The organism is Aliidongia dinghuensis (assembly GCF_014643535.1).
GTDB lineage: Bacteria > Pseudomonadota > Alphaproteobacteria > ATCC43930 > CGMCC-115725 > Aliidongia > Aliidongia dinghuensis.
On the sequence record NZ_BMJQ01000011.1, the window covers coordinates 154,647 to 170,729 of the forward strand.

Sequence of the window (16,083 nt, forward strand, 5' to 3'; positions counted from 1 at the left end):
GTGGCGGGCCTGCTGGTCTATGCTGGCGGCATGACGACGACCGCTCGCCTGCTCGCATCGGGGGACGGCTGGAGCGTGCGCGACCTCATGTGCACGGCCGGCCCGGCGACGCGCCCGTTCGAGGAGCGGCACGGCGCCATGTGCATCGCCGCGGTGCTGCGCGGCAGCTTCCAGTATCGCGCGGCCCCGGGGGCGGCCCTGCTGGCGCCGGGCGCCCTGCTGCTGGGCAATGCCGACACATGCTTCGAGTGCGGCCACGCTCACGGCGTCGGCGACCATTGCGTCTCGTTCCACTTCGATCCGGCCTATTTCGAGCGGATCCTGGCCGCCGTGCCGGGCGCGCGACGGCTGGACTTCACGCGGCCGAGCCTGCCGCCGGCACCAGCGCTGATTCCGCTCCTGGCTGTGGTCGAGGCGGCCGTGGCTGAGCCGACTGACATCGATGCGCCACTGCTCGAGGAACTGGGCCTGCGTCTTGCCGGCGCCGTCGCGGCGATGACGGCCGGCCGCAAGCCGTCGCGGGAGCCCAGCCGGCGCGATGAACGGCGGATCGGTGCCGCGCTCCGCCGCCTGGAGCAGGCGGAGGAGACGATCCCGCTGGCCGAGCTTGCCCGCGATGCGGCGATGAGCCCGTTCCATTTTCTCAGAACCTTCCGCAGGGTCGCCGGTGTCACGCCGTATCAGTTCGTGCTGGGCGAGCGGATGCGCCGCGCGGCCGTGTGCCTTAGCCGGACGGACGAGCCGGTCTCGGCCATCGCCTATGACGCCGGCTTCGGCGACCTTTCAACCTTCAACCGCCGTTTCCGTCGCGTAATGGGTGCCAGCCCGACGGCCTATCGGCGAGGGGGATCGCCATGACCGACCGGATGCTCACCGGCGGATGCTATTGCGGTGCTGTCCGTTATGAAGTGACTGACGAGTTCGTCTATGCCATGAACTGCCATTGCTCGAACTGCCGGCGGACAACGGGGGCGGCCTTCAAGCCGTTCGCGGGCATCGAGACCGACAAGTTGACGGTGACCGAGGGCGCGGACAAGCTCATGCGTTACGGCGACGAAACCGGCCACGACGCGCATTGCCGGCTCTGCGGCTCGCTGCTCTATTCGCTGGTCCGCGACGGCGCCTATGTCCATGTCGCCATGGGCACGCTCATCGACGACCCGTCGATCCGCCCGAGCCGGCACATCTTCGTGGGCTCCAAGGCACCCTGGTTCACGATCACCGACGGTCTGCCGCAGGCGGAGGAGTTTTGAAGGCACCGGTTGATATCGGTCTTTGCAAAGTGATATCGTGGATATCAATTTTGGTGCGGTGATATCGATGGCGGCGATCACCATCAGGAACCTGTCGGATGAGACGCACCGGGCCCTCAGGCTGCGAGCGGCAGAGCATGGCCGCAGCACGGAAGCGGAGGTGCGCGCCATCCTCGACGCGGCGGTGCATCCACCGGACGAGATCAAAATGGGGGCAGCACTGGTCGAGATTTTCCGGCCGTCGGCCGGCGTCGATATCGAAATCGAGCGCGATCGCTCGCCGATGGAGCCCGCGCGCTTCGAATGATCCTGGTCGATACCAACGTCGTGTCCGAAACGATGCGGCGGATGCCGGACCCCAGGGTCGTGACGTGGCTCGACGCGCAACGGCGCGAGATGCTCCATCTCTCGACGATCAGTCTCGCCGAGTTGCTGCTGGGCATCGCCGTGCTGCCAGACGGACAGCGGAAGCGGGACTTGGAGCGAGCGCTGCGCGAGCGGGCGGTGCCGTTGTTCGGCGAACGGCTGCTCGGTTTCGATGAGGCAGCGGCTATCGCCTTCGCCGACATCGTCGGCCGGACACGCAGAGCGGGCTTCACCATCGGCATGGCTGACGGCCAGATCGCAGCAACGGCGGCGGCGCGCGGACTCATCGTTGCGACCCGAGATACGGGGCCGTTCGTAGCCGCCGGATTGCCGGTCATCAACCCCTGGGAAGGCTAATCCCGGCCGAACACCTCGCCGAAGGCGGCGCGCATGGCGGCGTCGACCTCGGGCATCGAGACCAGGATGCCTTGCGCCGCGAGCGAAGTGACGCCGTGCTGGCGGATGCCGCAGGGCACGATGCCGGCGAAATTCTTCAGGTCCGGCTCGACGTTGAGCGCCACGCCGTGGAACGTCACCCAATGGCGCACGCGCACGCCGATCGCGGCGATCTTGTTCTCGGCTCCGTCGCGCTCGGCGACCCAGATGCCGACACGGCCGTCGCGCCGCTCGCCCTTCACCTGGAAGCGGGCGAGGGTGCGGATCAGCCATTCCTCGAGGTCGTGTACATAGCGCCGGATGTCGCCGCCATGGTGCTTCAGGTCGAGCATGACGTAGCCCACGCGCTGGCCGGGTCCGTGATAGGTGAACTGGCCGCCGCGACCGGTGCGGTAAACCGGCAGGCCCGCCGTGTCCAACAGGTCCTCGTCGCGGGCGCTGGTGCCGGCGGTGTAGAGCGGCGGGTGCTCGAGCAGCCAGACCTGCTCCGGCGCCGTGCCGTCGTGGATCTGGGCGACGCGCGCTTCCATCTCGCGGCTCGCCGTCTCGTAATCGACCAGCCCGTCGCTGATCCGCCATTCCATGCTCATGCCGTCGAGACCGCCCGTTCGTCGGAAATTCGTCAAGCCGGAACATCTCTACCCGCCTCGCAGGGCAGGTCTGTCACCGTCTTCGAAAAGCATCGCTTGATATGGTAATGCCGATTTGCTATCCACCCCGAACCTCAACGGACCGCCCATGCTTCGGGCGGGATTGATACGACGTGCGGTCGTGGCGGAATTGGTAGACGCGCAGCGTTGAGGTCGCTGTGGGGGAAACCCTGTGGAAGTTCGAGTCTTCTCGACCGCACCATCTTCTTTCTCTTCGAAAAAATCTGATCTGCTCCGTGCGACGTAGCCCTTGTGCACGGACGGGGCCTCAGGCTTACCTGTGCTCTAGAAGAGCTCTTGGGAAAGAAGCCTATGGCCGAAGATCTGCGCGAAGCCGCCCTCGATTATCACCGCTATCCGACGCCGGGTAAGATCGGGGTCCATGCGACCAAGCCGCTGTCGACCCAGCGCGACCTGGCGCTGGCCTATTCGCCGGGCGTCGCCGAAGCCTGCCTGCTGATCGCCAAGGATCCGGCCGAGGTCGCGAACATGACCTCGCGCGGCAACCTGGTCGGCGTCATTTCGAACGGCACGGCCGTGCTGGGCCTCGGCAACATCGGCCCGCTCGCCTCCAAGCCCGTCATGGAAGGCAAGGGCGTGCTGTTCAAGAAGTTCGCCGGCATCGACGTGTTCGACATCGAGGTCGACGCGCTTGACCCGGACCGGTTCGTCGATGTGGTCTCGGCCTTGGAGCCGACCTTCGGCGGCATCAATCTCGAGGACATCAAGGCGCCCGAATGCTTCGAGATCGAGGCGAAGCTCCGCGCCCGCATGAAGATCCCGGTCTTCCACGACGATCAGCACGGCACCGCCATCATCGTCGCCGCCGCGATCCGCAATGCCCTGAAGCTGCGCGGCAAGAAGCTCGACGAGATCAAGCTGGTCGCGTCCGGCGCCGGCGCTGCTGCACTCGCCTGCCTCGACCTGCTCGTCGACATGGGGCTCAAGGTCGAGAACGTCTGGGTGACCGACCGCTATGGCGTCGTCTGGGTCGGCCGCAAGGAGGAGATGGATCCGCGCAAGGACCGCTACGCCAAGGAGACGAACGCGCGCACGCTTGCCGACGTGATCGGCGGCGCCGACGTGTTCCTGGGCCTGTCCGCGCCGAACGTGCTGAAGCCGGAACTCCTGGCGCAGATGGAAAACGGCCCGATCATCATGGCGCTCGCCAACCCGACGCCGGAGATCTCGCCGGAGGACGCGCGCGCCGTCCGGCCTGACGCCATCATCTGCACCGGCCGGTCGGACTATCCGAACCAGGTCAACAACGTTCTCTGCTTCCCCTACATCTTCCGCGGCGCGCTCGACGTCGGTGCCACCACGATCAACGAGGCGATGAAGATCGCCTGCGTCGAGGCGCTGGCCGACCTCGCCATGGCCGAGGCGTCGGATGTGGTCGCCGCCGCCTATGGCGACCAGAATCTCACCTTCGGGCCCGACTACCTGATCCCGAAGCCGTTCGACCCCAGGCTCATCACCACGCTCGCCCCGGCCGTCGCCAAGGCGGCGATGGAAAGCGGCGTCGCAACCCGGCCGATCACCGATTTCGACGCCTATCGCCAGCGCCTCTCGCAATTCGTCTTCCGCTCCGGCCTCGTCATGAAGCCGGTGTTCGAGCGGGCGAAGCAGGACCCGCGGCGCATCGCCTATGCCGAGGGCGAGGACGAGCGCGTGCTCAGGGCCGTGCAGACCGTGATCGACGAGGGCATCGCGAAGCCGATCGTGATCGGCCGGCGCGACGTCGTCGAGAAGCGGCTCGAGCGGCTCGGCCTGCACATCCGGATCGACCAGGATTTCGAGCTGTGCGACCCGCAGGACGACCCGCGCTACCACAGCTACTGGACGCACTATCACAGCGTCATGGAGCGCAAGGGCGTCTCGCCCGATTTCGCGCGCCACGTGGTCCGCACGCGCAACAGCGTGATCGCGGCGCTGATGGTCGAGCGCGGCGAGGCCGACGCCATGCTGTGCGGTGCCGTGGGTGAGTTCCACCGCCACCTGCATCACGTCGTCGATGTGATCGGCCTGCAGCCGGGTGTCGACCGGCCGTTCGCGCTCTCGGTCCTGATCCTGCCGACCGGCACCTTCTTCCTGGCCGACACGTTCGTCGCCCACGACCCGTGCGCGGAGGACCTGGCCTGGATCACGGTCCATGCCGCCGCGACCGTGAAGCATTTCGGCTTCGAGCCCAAGGTGGCGCTGCTGTCGCACGCGAGCTTCGGCAGTTCCGACGCGCCCTCGGCCAAGAAGATGCGCCGGGCGCTGGAGCTGATCCGCGAGCGGGCGCCCGAACTCGAGGTCGAGGGCGAGATGCAGGCCGATCTCGCCTTCTCGGCCGAGAGCCGCCACCGCGCCTTCCCGAACTCGCGGCTCACCGGCTCGGCCAACCTGCTCATCATGCCGACGCTCGATGCCGCCAACATCGCCTTCAATCTCCTGAAGGCATTGGGCGACGGTCTCGCGATCGGCCCGGCGCTCCTGGGCGTGCGCAAGCCCGCCCATATCGTGACGCCGTCGACCACCGTGCGCGGCCTCGTCAACATGAGCGCCATCGCGGTCTATGACGCGCAAGTGACGAGCGCGCTCGCCGAGGAGGCGGCTGCGGCGACGCAATCGGCCGACTGACCGTTCATCGGTGGTGAATTGAAAGAGGGTCTCGGCCTCTAGTTGCGTATGTTCGCTCTTTGTTCTGATTTCCTTCCGGTTCTTTGAGCCGGAAGGAGCATCATGTCCGCCGTCGTCGATCCTGCTGTTCACGGCAGATGATCCATCTGCTTCGCGCGCTGATGATTACGCTCACACTGCTGATCTCGGTGATCTTCTCGATCGTTTACTGCGGACATGCAATCTGGCTGGGCGACTGGCCATGGATCTGGCCGCCGCCGTGGGCTCACTACGTGTTCTCTTATTCGAACGTCGAAGAGGACGTAATGCTCGATGAGCTCAGCTCCTTGAGCTATTCGACGCTCCTCCTGTTCGTCGGTTGTTGGCTTGGCTATCGCCTTGGCCGAGCCGGACGGCAGTCGTCGTGACGAGATGGCGGGTCCGCTTGACGACGGACCCGCATCCGTGCGCTACACCCGCTGCTTCGCCAGCATCGGGAATCCCTTCTGGTGCCAGGTCGGGTAGGACGGCGTCGCCTCGCTCGCCGCGTCGAGCTTCGCGACCTGCTCGGCCGTCAGATTCCAGCCGACGGCGCCCATGTTCTGAATGAGCTGCTCCTCGTTGCGGGCGCCGATGATGACGGTCGACACGGTCGGGCGCTGCAGCAGCCAGTTGAGCGCCACCTGCGGGATGGTCTTGCCCACTTCCTCGGCCACCTCGTCCAGCGCGTCGACGATGGCGAAGAGCCGTTCTTCCGGATAGGCGGGGCCGCTGCCGGCGATATCATGGGCGCGGCTGCCGGGCTGGGCCGGCTGGCCGGGGCGGATCTTGCCGGTGAGCTTGCCCCAGCCGAGCGGGCTCCAGATGACGGCACCGACGCCCTGGTCGCGGCCCAGCGGCATGAGCTCCCACTCGTAGTCGCGGTTCAGGAGCGAGTAGTAAGCCTGGTGCGCCACATAGCGTGGGAAGCCGTGCCGGTCGGACGCCGCCAGCGACTTCATCAGGTGCCAGCCGTGGAAGTTCGAGCAGCCGATATAGCCGACCTTGCCGGCGCGCACGATCTGGTCGAGCGTCGCCAGCGTCTCTTCGACCGGCGTATTGTTGTCCTGGCCGTGCAGCTGCAGGAGCTCGATGTGGTCGGTGCCGAGCCGCTTCAGCGCGGCATCGACCGAGCGGGTCAGGTGGAAGCGCGACGAACCGTAGTCGTTCGGGCCGTTGCCCGCCGGAAAGGTCGCCTTGGTCGAGATCAGCACGCGATCGCGCTTGCCCTTGATCGCGGCGCCCAGGATCTCCTCGGCCGCCCCGTTCGAATAGACGTCGGCGCTGTCGAACAGCGTCACGCCGTGGTCGAGGCAGATGTCGATGAGCCGGCTTGCGGCGGCGACGTCAGTCGAGCCCCAGGCCTTGAAGAAGTCGGTCGTGCCGCCGAAGGTCGCGGTGCCGAACGCGAGCACGGGCACGCGGAAGCCCGACGCGCCGAGATGGCGATATTCCATGGTCTTGGTCTCTCCGGTTGATGGGATTGCCTCGGTCAGGTGAGGCGGAGGGAGGGGGTTCTCAAGTTCTTGGCGGCTCGTTTCCGATTCGGCGGGTGGAGGCGAGGCCGCCCATGATGGCACCAGGGCCGGCATCGCGATCCGCGGCATGAAGGCGCTGCCGGCGGCCCCGCGCAACTTCACCAGGAAACGTTTCGATATTACTCCGACGATTGACGAGGCGAAACGCCCCTGATACGAGCGTTGGACGAACGACAAGAAAAGCCCTGCCGCGACCGGCGGCGGAGGACTGCAGGAAAGGGAGGCGGCATGCTGTCGAGCGATGTCGGCAAGAGGTCTCGTTCGAGAAAGAGTTCCACGCGGGCCCGCCCACCGGTGGCCGGCCTGCCCGGGGCCATCGTCGAGACGCTGGGCAAGAAGATCCTGAATGGCGAATTGAAGCCTGGCGACGTGCTGCCGGCCGAGACCGTGTATCTGAGCCAACTGGGCGTCAGCCGCACGACCTTGCGCGAAGCGATCAAGGTGCTGGCCGCCAAGGGGTTGGTGCTCGCGAAGCCCAAGACCGGCACCGTGGTGCGCGGGCGCGAGCATTGGAACCTGCTCGATCCGGCGGTGCTGACCTGGGAGGCGGCATCCGATGGGTTCGCCGATACGCTCGGCGAACTGTTCGAGATCCGCCGGCTGGTCGAGCCCGAGGGGGCGGCGCTCGCTGCCCGGCGGCACGACGCCGCAGCGGCGCTCGCCATGCAGGCTGCCTTCGACGCGCTTGGTCCGCATGCCGATGCCGGGGCCGCGGCACTCGACGTCGACATCACCTTTCACCTGACCATCCTGCAGGCGGCGGGCAACCGCTATCTGAGTTCGCTCGGCGCCGTCATCGACACGGTCATCCGATCGACTGCGCGGCTGGCGTTGGGCCGTCCCGGCGGGCTCGGCTATTCCATGGGCCTGCATCGCGCGGTGCTTGACGCCGTGCTGGCGCGGGACGAGGCGGCGGCCCGCGGCGCCATGCACAGGCTGCTGGCCGATGCGGAAGAAGACGCCCAACAGGTGCTGGAGCGTGGTCAGTAGGATCGCCTCACAGGAAATTGATCGACCGCGCCGGAAGCTGCCATCCGTCGTGCGGGTCTTATCCGACGGGGCTATGGCGCCTCGCACCTGATCTTCCTACATTATTGGCGGGAACGAACCCGCCGGGGCCCCGCCTCGAAGGAGACCGTCATGCGCATGCTGGGTTTCACGCTGCTGGCCGCGGCGACCGCGCTCGCCGCCTGTGCCGGATCCGAACCATCGCCGTCCGACCAGGCGCTCGTCTACCGGACCGGCAGCCTCTTGAAGCAGCCGGACGTGGTGCAGCCGAACTTGACCTACTATGGCCAGGATCAGTTCGCGACCTCGCCTGATTTCAGGGTCGGCAGCGTCTTTCGCCATTCCACGCCGACGCCGGTCCCGCCGCCGCCGGAGCAGGCGCCGCAGTAATCCCGGCCCGCAATCGCGCAACGATTCCCGGCGCTATCCCGGCGCCGCCGATGCCTCACTACTGATGCCACTGGGCAGCGCGGCATGCCCCGCGCTAAATAGAGGCGGTTCGGTCAAGGGAGCGTGCCGATGCTGGCGAATCAGATGCCTGGCTTGAACTTCGCATTGGGGGAGACGGCGGAGGCGATCCGGGAGAGCGTTTCGAGCTTCTCGGCGGTTGAGATTGCGCCGCGGGCGGCGGAGATCGACCGGACGAACCAGTTCCCGATGGACCTGTGGCGCAAGTTCGGCGACCTGGGTGTGCTGGGCGTGACCGTGCCGGAGGAATACGGCGGCGCGGGCTTGGGCTATCTCGAGCATGTGGTCGCGATGGAGGAGATCAGCCGGGCGTCGGCCTCGGTCGGTCTCTCCTATGGCGCGCACTCCAATCTGTGTGTGAACCAGATCAAGCTCAATGGCACGGCGGCGCAGAAGCAGAAGTACCTGCCGAAGCTGGTGTCGGGCGAGCATGTCGGGGCGCTGGCCATGTCGGAGCCGGGCGCCGGCTCGGACGTGGTGTCGATGAAGTTGCGCGCGGAGAAGCGCGGCGACCGCTATGTGCTGAACGGCACGAAGATGTGGATCACGAACGGCCCGGACGCCGACACGCTGGTGGTCTATGCCAAGACGGATCCTTCGGCGGGCCCCAAGGGCATGACGGCGTTCCTGGTCGAGAAGGGCTTCAAGGGGTTCTCGACGGCACAGAAGCTCGACAAGCTCGGCATGCGCGGCTCGAACACGTGCGAGCTGGTGTTCGCGGACTGCGAGGTGCCGGCAGAGAACGTGCTGGCTGAGGTCGGGCGCGGCGTCAATGTGCTGATGAGCGGGCTCGACTACGAGCGGGCGGTGCTGGCGGCGGGTCCGATCGGCATCATGCAGGCCTGCCTCGACGTGGTGGTGCCCTATGTCCATGAGCGGCGGCAGTTCGGCCAGGCGATCGGCGAGTTCCAGCTGATGCAGGGCAAGCTCGCCGACATGTATGTGACGCTCAATGCCGCCCGCGCCTACGTCTATGCGGTGGCCCAGGCGTGCGACCGGGGCGAGACGACGCGCAAGGACGCGGCCGGCGCCATCCTCTACGCGGCGGAGAAGGCGACCTGGATGGCCTTGGAGGCGATCCAGTGCCTGGGCGGCAACGGCTACATCAACGAATATGCGACCGGGCGCCTCTTGCGCGACGCCAAGCTGTACGAGATCGGCGCCGGCACGTCGGAGATCCGCCGCATGCTGATCGGCCGCGAGCTGTTCAAGGAAACGGCGTAACATCCGTCGCATCACAGACCCTCACCCCAACCCTCTCCCGCTCGCGGGAGAGGGCGGGACCCGCGACAGCGGGAGGGTGAGGGTCGTAGGGCCAGAACAAGGTTTTAAGGGAGTTTTCTCGGATGAACGATCCGATCGTCATCGTCGGCATGGCCCGCACCGCCATGGGCGGGTTCCAGGGTGATCTCAAGGATGTCGCAGCGCCGCAGCTCGGTGCCACGGCAATCAAGGCTGCGATCGAGCGCGCCCAGGTCGGCGTCGACGAAATCGACGAGGCGATCATGGGCTGCGTGTTGCCGGCCGGTCTGGGCCAGGCGCCGGCCCGCCAGGCGGCCTTGGGCGCCGGCCTGCCGCAATCGGTCGGCTGCACGACGATCAACAAGGTGTGCGGCTCGGGCATGAAGGCGGCGATGCTGGCCCACGACCTGATCGCGGCCGGCACCAACCGGATCATGGTCGCGGGCGGCATGGAGAGCATGTCGAACGCGCCCTATCTCCTGGACAAGGCGCGCGGCGGCTATCGCCTGGGCCACGGCCGGACGCTCGACCACATGTTCCTGGACGGGCTCGAGGACGCCTACGACAAGGGCCGGCTCATGGGCACCTTCGCCGAGGATTGCGCCAGCCATTACCAGTTCAGGCGCGAGGACCAGGACGCTTTTGCGCTGGCATCTCTCGACCGTGCCAAGAAGGCGATCGAGGGCGGGCACTTCAAGAGCGAGATTGCGCCGGTCGCGATCAAGGGCCGCGGCGGCGACACGGTCGTCGACACCGACGAGCAGCCGCTGAAGGCGCGGCCGGACAAGATCCCGACCCTGAAGCCGGCGTTCCGGCCCGACGGCACGGTGACGGCTGCCAATTCCTCGTCGATCTCCGACGGCGCGGCGGCACTCGTGCTGATGCCCCAGTCGGAGGCCGAGCGGCGTGGCTTGAAGCCGCTCGCCGTCATCCGCGGCCATGCGACGCACGCCCAGGCGCCGGCCTGGTTCACCACGGCGCCGGTCAAGGCGATCGGCAATCTCCTGGCCAAGCTCGACTGGCGGGCTGGCGACGTCGACCTCTACGAGATCAACGAGGCCTTCGCCGTCGTCACCATGGCGGCGATGCGCGAGCTCGACCTGCCCCACGACAAGGTCAACGTCCATGGCGGCGCCTGTGCGCTCGGCCATCCGATCGGCGCGTCGGGCGCGCGGCTGATCGTGACGCTCATTGCCGCGCTCGAGCAATATGACCTGAAGCGCGGCGTCGCCTCGCTCTGTATCGGCGGCGGCGAGGCGACGGCACTCGCCGTCGAGCGGGTCTGACCAGCATGGCCGGCAGCGTGCTCGTGACCGGGGCCAGCCGGGGCCTCGGCCTGGAATTCGCCCGGCAATATGCCGACGAGGGCTGGCGGGTCTATGCCACGTGCCGCGACGTGACGCGGCCGGGCGGGCTCGCCAGCCTCAAGGGCGACATCATCGTCCTGCCGCTCGAAGTGACCGAGAAGCGTTCGATCGACGCGCTCGTCCAGTCGTTCGGCTCGGCCCCGCTCGACATCCTGATCGCCAATGCCGGCGTGATCGGCCCGCGCGGCATGACGGCTGACAATGTCGACCGGGTGAGCTGGCTCGAGACCTTCGCGGTCAACGCGGTGGCGCCGATCGCGATCGTCGGCGCCTTGAAGCGCAATACGGAAAAGGGCAAGCACAAGAAGCTGGTCGCGGTTTCGAGCCGGATGGGCTCGATCGGCGGCAATGTCTCCGGCGGGAGCTATGCCTATCGCTCGTCCAAGGCGGCCTTGAACGCGGCCTGGCACTCGCTGGCGCTCGACCTTGCGGCACAGGGCTATGCCATGGCGGTGCTGCATCCCGGCTGGGTCAAGACCGACATGGGCGGCAAGGACGCCGACATCGACCCGGTCGAGAGCGTCACCGGCATGCGCCAGGTGATCGATCGGCTGACCGTCGCCGAGACCGGGCGCTTCTACAATTACGACGGGGCGGAACTGCCCTGGTGAGAGCCGGACCATGATTCTCAACGAACAACAGACGATGATCCGGGACATGGCGCGCCAGTTCGCGCGCGAGCGGCTAGCACCCGAGGCCGAGGCCCGGGACCGCGAGCACCGCTTCCCGCGCGAGGCGCTCAAGGAAATGGGCGAACTCGGATTCCTCGGCATGCTGGTGCCGGAAGAGTACGACGGTGCCGGTGTCGACCATGTCGCCTATGCGCTCGCGATCGAGGAGATCGCGGCCGGCGAGGGGGCGACCTCGACCATCATGAGCGTGCACAACTCGGTCGGCTGCATGCCGATCCTGAAGTTCGGCACCGACGCGCAGACGGAGCGGTTCCTGAAGCCCATGGCGCGCGGCCGCATGCTGGGCGCCTTCTGCCTGACCGAGCCGCAGGCGGGCTCCGACGCCTCGGCGCTGCGCACGCGCGCCCGGCGCGTGGGCGACAAATGGGTGCTCACCGGCACGAAGCAGTTCATCACCTCGGGCAAGAATGGCGACGTCGCGATCGTCTTCGCGGTGACCGACGCCCAAGCCGGCAAGCGCGGCATCTCGGCCTTCATCGTGCCGACCTCGACGCCGGGCTACACGGTCGCCCGCGTCGAGGAAAAGCTCGGCCAGCATGCCTCCGACACGGCGCAGATCACTTTCGAGGAGATGGCGCTCGAGGCCGACCTGATGCTGGGCCGCGAGGGTGAGGGCTACAAGATCGCGCTCTCGAATCTCGAGGGCGGGCGCATCGGCATCGCCGCCCAGTCCGTCGGCATGGCGCGGGCCGCGTTCGAGGCAGCGGAGCGCTACGCCGGCGAGCGCGAGACGTTCGGCGTCAAGATCCGCGAGCATCAGGCGGTTGGCTTTCGGTTGGCCGACATGGCGACCAGGATCGAGGCGGCGCGGCTGCTCTATCTGCAGGCGGCAGCACTCCGCGACGCCGGCAGGCCTTGCCTCAAGGAGGCGGCCATGGCCAAGCTTTATGCGTCGGAAATGGCCGAGTGGGTGTGCTCCGCCGCGATCCAGATCCACGGCGGCTATGGGTATCTCAAGGACTTCCCGGTCGAGCGCATCTATCGCGACGTCCGGGTCTGCCAGATCTACGAAGGCACCAGCGACATCCAACGACTGGTGATCGCCCGCCAGCTCGCGAACGAGAGCGGCGCGAACTAACATTAGGGAGCGAACGACTGATGGCTGAAGCGATCGATTTCTACTTCGATTTCTCCTCGCCCTACGGCTATTTCGCAACCGCGCGCATCGACGAGATCGGCCGCAAGCACGGCGTGCCGGTCAATTGGCGGCCGATCCTTCTGGGTGCGGTCTTCAAGATCACCGGGGCGGGGCCGCAGCCGACCCTGCCGCTCAAGGGCGACTACTTCATCCACGATGTGCCGCGCTCGGCCCGGCTTGTCGGCCTGCCGTTCCGGTTACCGGCGCAGTTCCCGTTCGGCACGGTGACCGCCTGCCGCGCCTATTACTTCATCGCCCAGACCGACCCCGAGGGTGCCGTCCGGCTTGCCCGCGCGCTCTACGACCATGCGTTCGGCAAGGGCCGCGACATCTGCCCGGTCGAGGCCGTGGTCGGCGTCGCGGCCGAGCTCGGCTTCGACGCGGACAAGATCCAGTCCGGCATCCAGGCGCACGAGACCAAGGAACTGGTCAAGGCCGAGGTCGACGCCGCGATCCGGCGCGAAGTGTTCGGCTCGCCGTTTTTCTATGTCGGCGACGAGCCGTTCTGGGGGCACGACCGGCTCGACCAGGTCGATCTCTGGCTGGAGAAGGGCGGCTGGTAGACGCAGGCGGCTGGTGGGCTCAGCCCGCCAGCGCCTTCTCGTACTCGATCAGCACGTGCTGCCGGCGGCCAATCCGGCGCGCCGGATAGCTGCGGGGCAGGGCGAAGCCCAGGCTCTGCCAGAAGCGGTGGGCACGATGGTTGCTCGCGACCACGGCGAGGAGGATCGACCGGCCGCCCTGACGCTCGATCCAATGCTGGACCGACCAATAGACGGTCGAGCCGAAGCCGTAGCCGCGCCACGCCGGGTCGAGCAGCATCAGGCCCAGGTACCATTGATCGGGCACTCGGTGATGGCGCAGGACGCCCACGAGGCCGGCGAGCCCGCCGTCCCGGTCGGCGATGCCGAGATTGATGATATCCTCAGACGCTCGTTCGGCAGGCCCGTCGCGGAGCTGCCCGAGCGCTGCGTCCGGTCCGGCCGGGCCGCCTTCGACCAGCTCGAAATAGTCGGCCGAGCGCGCGAACAGGCGCTGGATCATCGGCGCGTCGGCCTCGGTCAGGCGGAAGACGCGCCGGCCGGCGACGGTGAACAGCGACGGCGCTGAGGGGGGCGCTTCGGCGATCTGGATCATAGCGCCTCCCGCTCCTTGAGCCGCAGCGCGCCCATGTAGTCGAGCTTGCTGAGCGGCACGCCCCGCGAGCGCAAGATGCCGTAGGCTGTCGTGGCGTGGAAATGGAAGTTCGGCAGGGAGAAGGACAGGAGGAAGCCTTCGGCGGTGAACAGCCGCTCGACCTCGCCCGCCCGGAAGATCACCTCGGCGCCGGCGCGCGCGTTGACCGCCTCCGGCGGCAGGTCGGCGAGCGCCGCGCGGGTCTCGTCGATCAGCGCCTGGAGGGCGGCATAGTTGCCGAGCGGCTTCACGGCCGGCTGGCCCAGGATGCCGGTCCGGATCGCCTCGATGGCACCCGCCGAATGAAAGGCGATGCGCTGGATCTGGAAGCGGAACGGCTGCATGTCGGCGATAAGCCGCGCTTCGACGATTTCGCTGAGGTCGATGCCCTTGTCCCGGCAATGCGCCAGGCCGCGGCTGAGAAGGCCCGCGACCGCGTTCAGCGTCTGGAGATAGCTGCCGACGCTGGCGTCATAGAGCGAGATCTGCATGGCCATCGTGAGGCTGTCTCCACGGAAACGGTTTCGCGAGCCGCTATATATCCGATATAGGATATAATCCGATAGAAGAATTTTAGAGGGGAGAGATAAAAATCGCCGTGGTTGTGCGCTGCGGTGTCCTGTTACGCGCTTGCAATAACAAACATTGCCGAGTGCCGGACAAGGCGGCATACATCCGGCTCGCCCCTGCAAAAACGACGACCGAAACGAGGGCTGCATGGAACGTTTGATCGAGGGCTATCGCCGGTTTCGCGAGACCTACTGGGTCCAGAACAAGGACGTCTTCGAGGCGCTGGCCGCGGGCCAGTCGCCGCGCGCCATGGTGATTACCTGCGCCGATTCGCGGGTCGACCCGCAACTGATCTTCGACGCCAAGCCTGGCGAGATCTTCTGCGTGCGCAATGTTGCGGCGCTGGTCCCGCCCTACAAGACCGACAGCTTCCATCACGGCACGTCGGCGGCAATCGAGTTCGCTGTGCGCTCTCTCGAGGTCGAGCACGTCATCGTGCTGGGCCATGCCCAGTGCGGCGGCATCCGTGCGCTGCTCGCGGGCGGCGATCAGGGCGACTTCATCGGCCGCTGGATGGAGATCGCAGCCAAAGCGCGCGAGCAGGCACTGGTCGCGGCCCAGACCTCGCATGAAGGCGCCCAGCACCTGTGCGAGCGCGAAAGCATCAAGGTCGCGGTCGACAATCTCATGACCTTCCCCTGGGTCGTCGAACGGGTGCAGGCCGGCCGGCTCAAGCTCCACGGCTGGCATTTCGACTTCGAGCTGGGTGAGCTCGAACGGGTGGTCTAGCCAAAAGGCGTCATCCCCGCGGAGGCGGGGATCCACGCGCAAACCGCAGGTTTGTCACGCCTTTACGCGCGGCAGCGCGGAAATAAAGACTCAATGTCGCCGCAGACGCGGCTCTTGGCTGGATTCCCGCCTTCGCGGGAATGACGGGTGGGACCTACCCCGCCAGCCCCTGCATCACCAGGTCCGTGTGGATGCGCACGATCTCCTCCGGCCCGAGCGGGCCATCGGGGCGGTACCAGGTGCAGATGCCGGTCAGCATGGCGATGATGGCGAAGGCGCCGACGCGCGTGTCGGCGACCCGGAAGCGCCCGGCCGCGACGCCGTGGTCGAGGATCTCGATCAGTTGCCGTTCGTAGCGCTCGCGCATGGCGACGATTGTGGCCCGGTTCTCCGGCTCCAGGCTGCGCAGCTCGGAATTGGCGATATAGACCTCGTAGCGCCGCTCCATGTGATAGGTGACATGGAGGCGGACGAAGGCGGCGAGCGCCGCAACGGGATCGTCCAGGCCGGCGAGCGCCTGGTCGAGATTGGCCAGCAGGTCGGTCATGTGGTTGCGCACGAGCGTGAACAGCAGGTCCTGCTTGGTTTTGATGTGGTTGTAGAGCGAGCCCGACAGGATGCCGACGTCGGCCGCGAGCCGGCGCAGCGTCAGCGCCTCGTAGCCATGCTCGTAGATCAGCCTCAGACCCGCCTTGCGGATCGCGGCCAAGGTCGCCGGACCGTGCGATCCCGCCGTGCGCGACATGTGCGTCTCCGTTTTGCCCCCTTGCAGCTTGGCTGGGTTTTCGGCATTGTACAAGGAAACAAACGGTTGACCGTTTCTTTCCGCGGTCGTTTAGGGAGCGTG

The 16,083-nt window shown here is 67.0% G+C and carries 19 protein-coding genes and 1 tRNA gene; 15 read left to right on the forward strand and 5 right to left on the reverse strand.

What is annotated here, in order from left to right; translation table 11 throughout:
- From IEY58_RS20950 to IEY58_RS20965, 4 genes are all read left to right on the forward strand, one after another.
- Window positions 1-858: a helix-turn-helix transcriptional regulator gene (locus IEY58_RS20950; protein WP_229743849.1), complete on the forward strand. Its 858-nt coding sequence runs from the start codon at window positions 1-3 to the stop codon at window positions 856-858.
- Complete coding sequence (locus IEY58_RS20955) at window positions 855-1,253, forward strand: GFA family protein (RefSeq protein WP_189049389.1); 399 nt, start codon at window positions 855-857, stop codon at window positions 1,251-1,253. Before IEY58_RS20950 ends, IEY58_RS20955 begins: the two co-directional genes overlap by 4 nt.
- 67 nt (window positions 1,254-1,320) lie before the next feature.
- Window positions 1,321-1,560, forward strand: a complete 240-nt coding sequence (locus tag IEY58_RS20960) for a FitA-like ribbon-helix-helix domain-containing protein (RefSeq protein ID WP_189049391.1) — start codon at window positions 1,321-1,323, stop codon at window positions 1,558-1,560.
- On the forward strand, window positions 1,557-1,976 hold the full coding sequence (locus IEY58_RS20965; protein ID WP_189049393.1) for a type II toxin-antitoxin system VapC family toxin: 420 nt from the start codon (window positions 1,557-1,559) through the stop codon (window positions 1,974-1,976). The genes IEY58_RS20960 and IEY58_RS20965 overlap by 4 nt, the downstream gene beginning before the upstream one ends.
- Here IEY58_RS20965 and lipB read toward each other — a convergent pair.
- Window positions 1,973-2,605: a lipoyl(octanoyl) transferase LipB gene (gene lipB, locus IEY58_RS20970; RefSeq protein ID WP_189049394.1), complete on the reverse strand. Its 633-nt coding sequence runs from the start codon at window positions 2,603-2,605 to the stop codon at window positions 1,973-1,975. The genes IEY58_RS20965 and lipB overlap by 4 nt on opposite strands.
- 175 nt (window positions 2,606-2,780) lie before the next feature.
- Here lipB and IEY58_RS20975 point away from each other — a divergent pair.
- The 3 genes from IEY58_RS20975 to IEY58_RS20985 all read left to right on the forward strand — a co-directional run bounded on the left by IEY58_RS20975 (window position 2,781) and on the right by IEY58_RS20985 (window position 5,697).
- A tRNA-Leu gene (locus IEY58_RS20975) sits at window positions 2,781-2,867 on the forward strand.
- 110 nt (window positions 2,868-2,977) lie between these two features.
- Window positions 2,978-5,290: an NADP-dependent malic enzyme gene (locus tag IEY58_RS20980; RefSeq protein ID WP_189049396.1), complete on the forward strand. Its 2,313-nt coding sequence runs from the start codon at window positions 2,978-2,980 to the stop codon at window positions 5,288-5,290.
- Window positions 5,291-5,427: 137 nt separating this feature from the next.
- The gene (locus tag IEY58_RS20985; protein ID WP_189049398.1) at window positions 5,428-5,697 is read left to right on the forward strand and encodes a hypothetical protein; all 270 of its coding nucleotides are present in this window, start codon (window positions 5,428-5,430) and stop codon (window positions 5,695-5,697) included.
- Between the two features lie 42 nt (window positions 5,698-5,739).
- Here IEY58_RS20985 and IEY58_RS20990 read toward each other — a convergent pair whose 3' ends face one another.
- Entirely contained in the window at window positions 5,740-6,765 is a 1,026-nt protein-coding gene (locus tag IEY58_RS20990; protein ID WP_189049400.1) for an aldo/keto reductase, read from the reverse strand.
- A 309-nt stretch (window positions 6,766-7,074) separates the two neighbouring features.
- On the opposite strand from IEY58_RS20990, the gene IEY58_RS20995 reads away from it, so the two are divergent.
- The 7 genes from IEY58_RS20995 (at window position 7,075) to IEY58_RS21025 (ending at window position 13,324) form a co-directional block, all read left to right on the forward strand.
- Complete coding sequence (locus IEY58_RS20995; protein ID WP_189049402.1) at window positions 7,075-7,836, forward strand: FadR/GntR family transcriptional regulator; 762 nt, start codon at window positions 7,075-7,077, stop codon at window positions 7,834-7,836.
- A 150-nt stretch (window positions 7,837-7,986) separates the two neighbouring features.
- Window positions 7,987-8,244 carry a hypothetical protein gene (locus IEY58_RS21000; protein ID WP_189049404.1) on the forward strand — a complete coding sequence of 86 codons (258 nt, stop codon included), beginning with the start codon at window positions 7,987-7,989 and terminating at the stop codon, window positions 8,242-8,244.
- A 129-nt stretch (window positions 8,245-8,373) separates the two neighbouring features.
- Window positions 8,374-9,546: an isovaleryl-CoA dehydrogenase gene (locus IEY58_RS21005; protein WP_189049406.1), complete on the forward strand. Its 1,173-nt coding sequence runs from the start codon at window positions 8,374-8,376 to the stop codon at window positions 9,544-9,546.
- A 122-nt stretch (window positions 9,547-9,668) separates the two neighbouring features.
- Window positions 9,669-10,850 (forward strand): acetyl-CoA C-acyltransferase, encoded by a 1,182-nt coding sequence (locus IEY58_RS21010; protein ID WP_189049408.1) that lies wholly within the window; start codon window positions 9,669-9,671, stop codon window positions 10,848-10,850.
- Window positions 10,851-10,855: 5 nt separating this feature from the next.
- A complete protein-coding gene (locus tag IEY58_RS21015) occupies window positions 10,856-11,542 on the forward strand; it encodes an SDR family oxidoreductase (protein WP_189049411.1) in 687 nt (228 codons plus the stop codon).
- Between the two features lie 10 nt (window positions 11,543-11,552).
- Window positions 11,553-12,701 carry an acyl-CoA dehydrogenase family protein gene (locus tag IEY58_RS21020; protein WP_189049413.1) on the forward strand — a complete coding sequence of 383 codons (1,149 nt, stop codon included), beginning with the start codon at window positions 11,553-11,555 and terminating at the stop codon, window positions 12,699-12,701.
- A gap of 20 nt (window positions 12,702-12,721) precedes the next feature.
- A complete protein-coding gene (locus IEY58_RS21025; protein ID WP_189049415.1) occupies window positions 12,722-13,324 on the forward strand; it encodes a 2-hydroxychromene-2-carboxylate isomerase in 603 nt (200 codons plus the stop codon).
- Between the two features lie 19 nt (window positions 13,325-13,343).
- Here the strand turns inward: IEY58_RS21025 and IEY58_RS21030 are convergent, their stop codons facing one another.
- Together IEY58_RS21030 and IEY58_RS21035 are read right to left on the reverse strand one after the other, a co-directional pair.
- On the reverse strand, window positions 13,344-13,898 hold the full coding sequence (locus IEY58_RS21030) for a GNAT family N-acetyltransferase (protein ID WP_189049417.1): 555 nt from the start codon (window positions 13,896-13,898) through the stop codon (window positions 13,344-13,346).
- Entirely contained in the window at window positions 13,895-14,434 is a 540-nt protein-coding gene (locus tag IEY58_RS21035; protein WP_229743850.1) for a DUF1993 domain-containing protein, read from the reverse strand. The genes IEY58_RS21030 and IEY58_RS21035 overlap by 4 nt, the downstream gene beginning before the upstream one ends.
- Window positions 14,435-14,654: 220 nt before the next feature.
- Here IEY58_RS21035 and IEY58_RS21040 point away from each other — a divergent pair, with 220 nt between their 5' ends.
- Window positions 14,655-15,236 (forward strand): carbonic anhydrase, encoded by a 582-nt coding sequence (locus IEY58_RS21040; protein WP_189049419.1) that lies wholly within the window; start codon window positions 14,655-14,657, stop codon window positions 15,234-15,236.
- A gap of 154 nt (window positions 15,237-15,390) precedes the next feature.
- Here IEY58_RS21040 and IEY58_RS21045 read toward each other — a convergent pair whose 3' ends face one another.
- Window positions 15,391-15,981 carry a TetR/AcrR family transcriptional regulator gene (locus IEY58_RS21045; RefSeq protein WP_189049420.1) on the reverse strand — a complete coding sequence of 197 codons (591 nt, stop codon included), beginning with the start codon at window positions 15,979-15,981 and terminating at the stop codon, window positions 15,391-15,393.
- Window positions 15,982-16,083 lie beyond the last annotated feature (102 nt).

What these genes read in the sequence shown, in the direction of transcription:
- IEY58_RS21035 (WP_229743850.1), bottom strand. Translation starts at nt 14,434, where the DNA reads ATGGCCATGCAGATCTCGCTCTATGACGCCAGCGTCGGCAGCTATCTC.
- IEY58_RS21025 (WP_189049415.1), top strand. Translation starts at nt 12,722, where the DNA reads ATGGCTGAAGCGATCGATTTCTACTTCGATTTCTCCTCGCCCTACGGC.
- IEY58_RS21045 (WP_189049420.1), bottom strand. Translation starts at nt 15,981, where the DNA reads ATGTCGCGCACGGCGGGATCGCACGGTCCGGCGACCTTGGCCGCGATC.
- IEY58_RS20995 (WP_189049402.1), top strand. Translation starts at nt 7,075, where the DNA reads ATGCTGTCGAGCGATGTCGGCAAGAGGTCTCGTTCGAGAAAGAGTTCC.
- IEY58_RS20990 (WP_189049400.1), bottom strand. Translation starts at nt 6,765, where the DNA reads ATGGAATATCGCCATCTCGGCGCGTCGGGCTTCCGCGTGCCCGTGCTC.
- IEY58_RS20955 (WP_189049389.1), top strand. Translation starts at nt 855, where the DNA reads ATGACCGACCGGATGCTCACCGGCGGATGCTATTGCGGTGCTGTCCGT.
- lipB (WP_189049394.1), bottom strand. Translation starts at nt 2,605, where the DNA reads ATGAGCATGGAATGGCGGATCAGCGACGGGCTGGTCGATTACGAGACG.
- IEY58_RS21010 (WP_189049408.1), top strand. Translation starts at nt 9,669, where the DNA reads ATGAACGATCCGATCGTCATCGTCGGCATGGCCCGCACCGCCATGGGC.
- IEY58_RS20980 (WP_189049396.1), top strand. Translation starts at nt 2,978, where the DNA reads ATGGCCGAAGATCTGCGCGAAGCCGCCCTCGATTATCACCGCTATCCG.
- IEY58_RS21005 (WP_189049406.1), top strand. Translation starts at nt 8,374, where the DNA reads ATGCTGGCGAATCAGATGCCTGGCTTGAACTTCGCATTGGGGGAGACG.
- IEY58_RS21020 (WP_189049413.1), top strand. Translation starts at nt 11,553, where the DNA reads ATGATTCTCAACGAACAACAGACGATGATCCGGGACATGGCGCGCCAG.
- IEY58_RS20960 (WP_189049391.1), top strand. Translation starts at nt 1,321, where the DNA reads ATGGCGGCGATCACCATCAGGAACCTGTCGGATGAGACGCACCGGGCC.
- IEY58_RS21030 (WP_189049417.1), bottom strand. Translation starts at nt 13,898, where the DNA reads ATGATCCAGATCGCCGAAGCGCCCCCCTCAGCGCCGTCGCTGTTCACC.
- IEY58_RS21040 (WP_189049419.1), top strand. Translation starts at nt 14,655, where the DNA reads ATGGAACGTTTGATCGAGGGCTATCGCCGGTTTCGCGAGACCTACTGG.
- IEY58_RS21015 (WP_189049411.1), top strand. Translation starts at nt 10,856, where the DNA reads ATGGCCGGCAGCGTGCTCGTGACCGGGGCCAGCCGGGGCCTCGGCCTG.
- IEY58_RS20985 (WP_189049398.1), top strand. Translation starts at nt 5,428, where the DNA reads ATGATCCATCTGCTTCGCGCGCTGATGATTACGCTCACACTGCTGATC.
- IEY58_RS20965 (WP_189049393.1), top strand. Translation starts at nt 1,557, where the DNA reads ATGATCCTGGTCGATACCAACGTCGTGTCCGAAACGATGCGGCGGATG.
- IEY58_RS21000 (WP_189049404.1), top strand. Translation starts at nt 7,987, where the DNA reads ATGCGCATGCTGGGTTTCACGCTGCTGGCCGCGGCGACCGCGCTCGCC.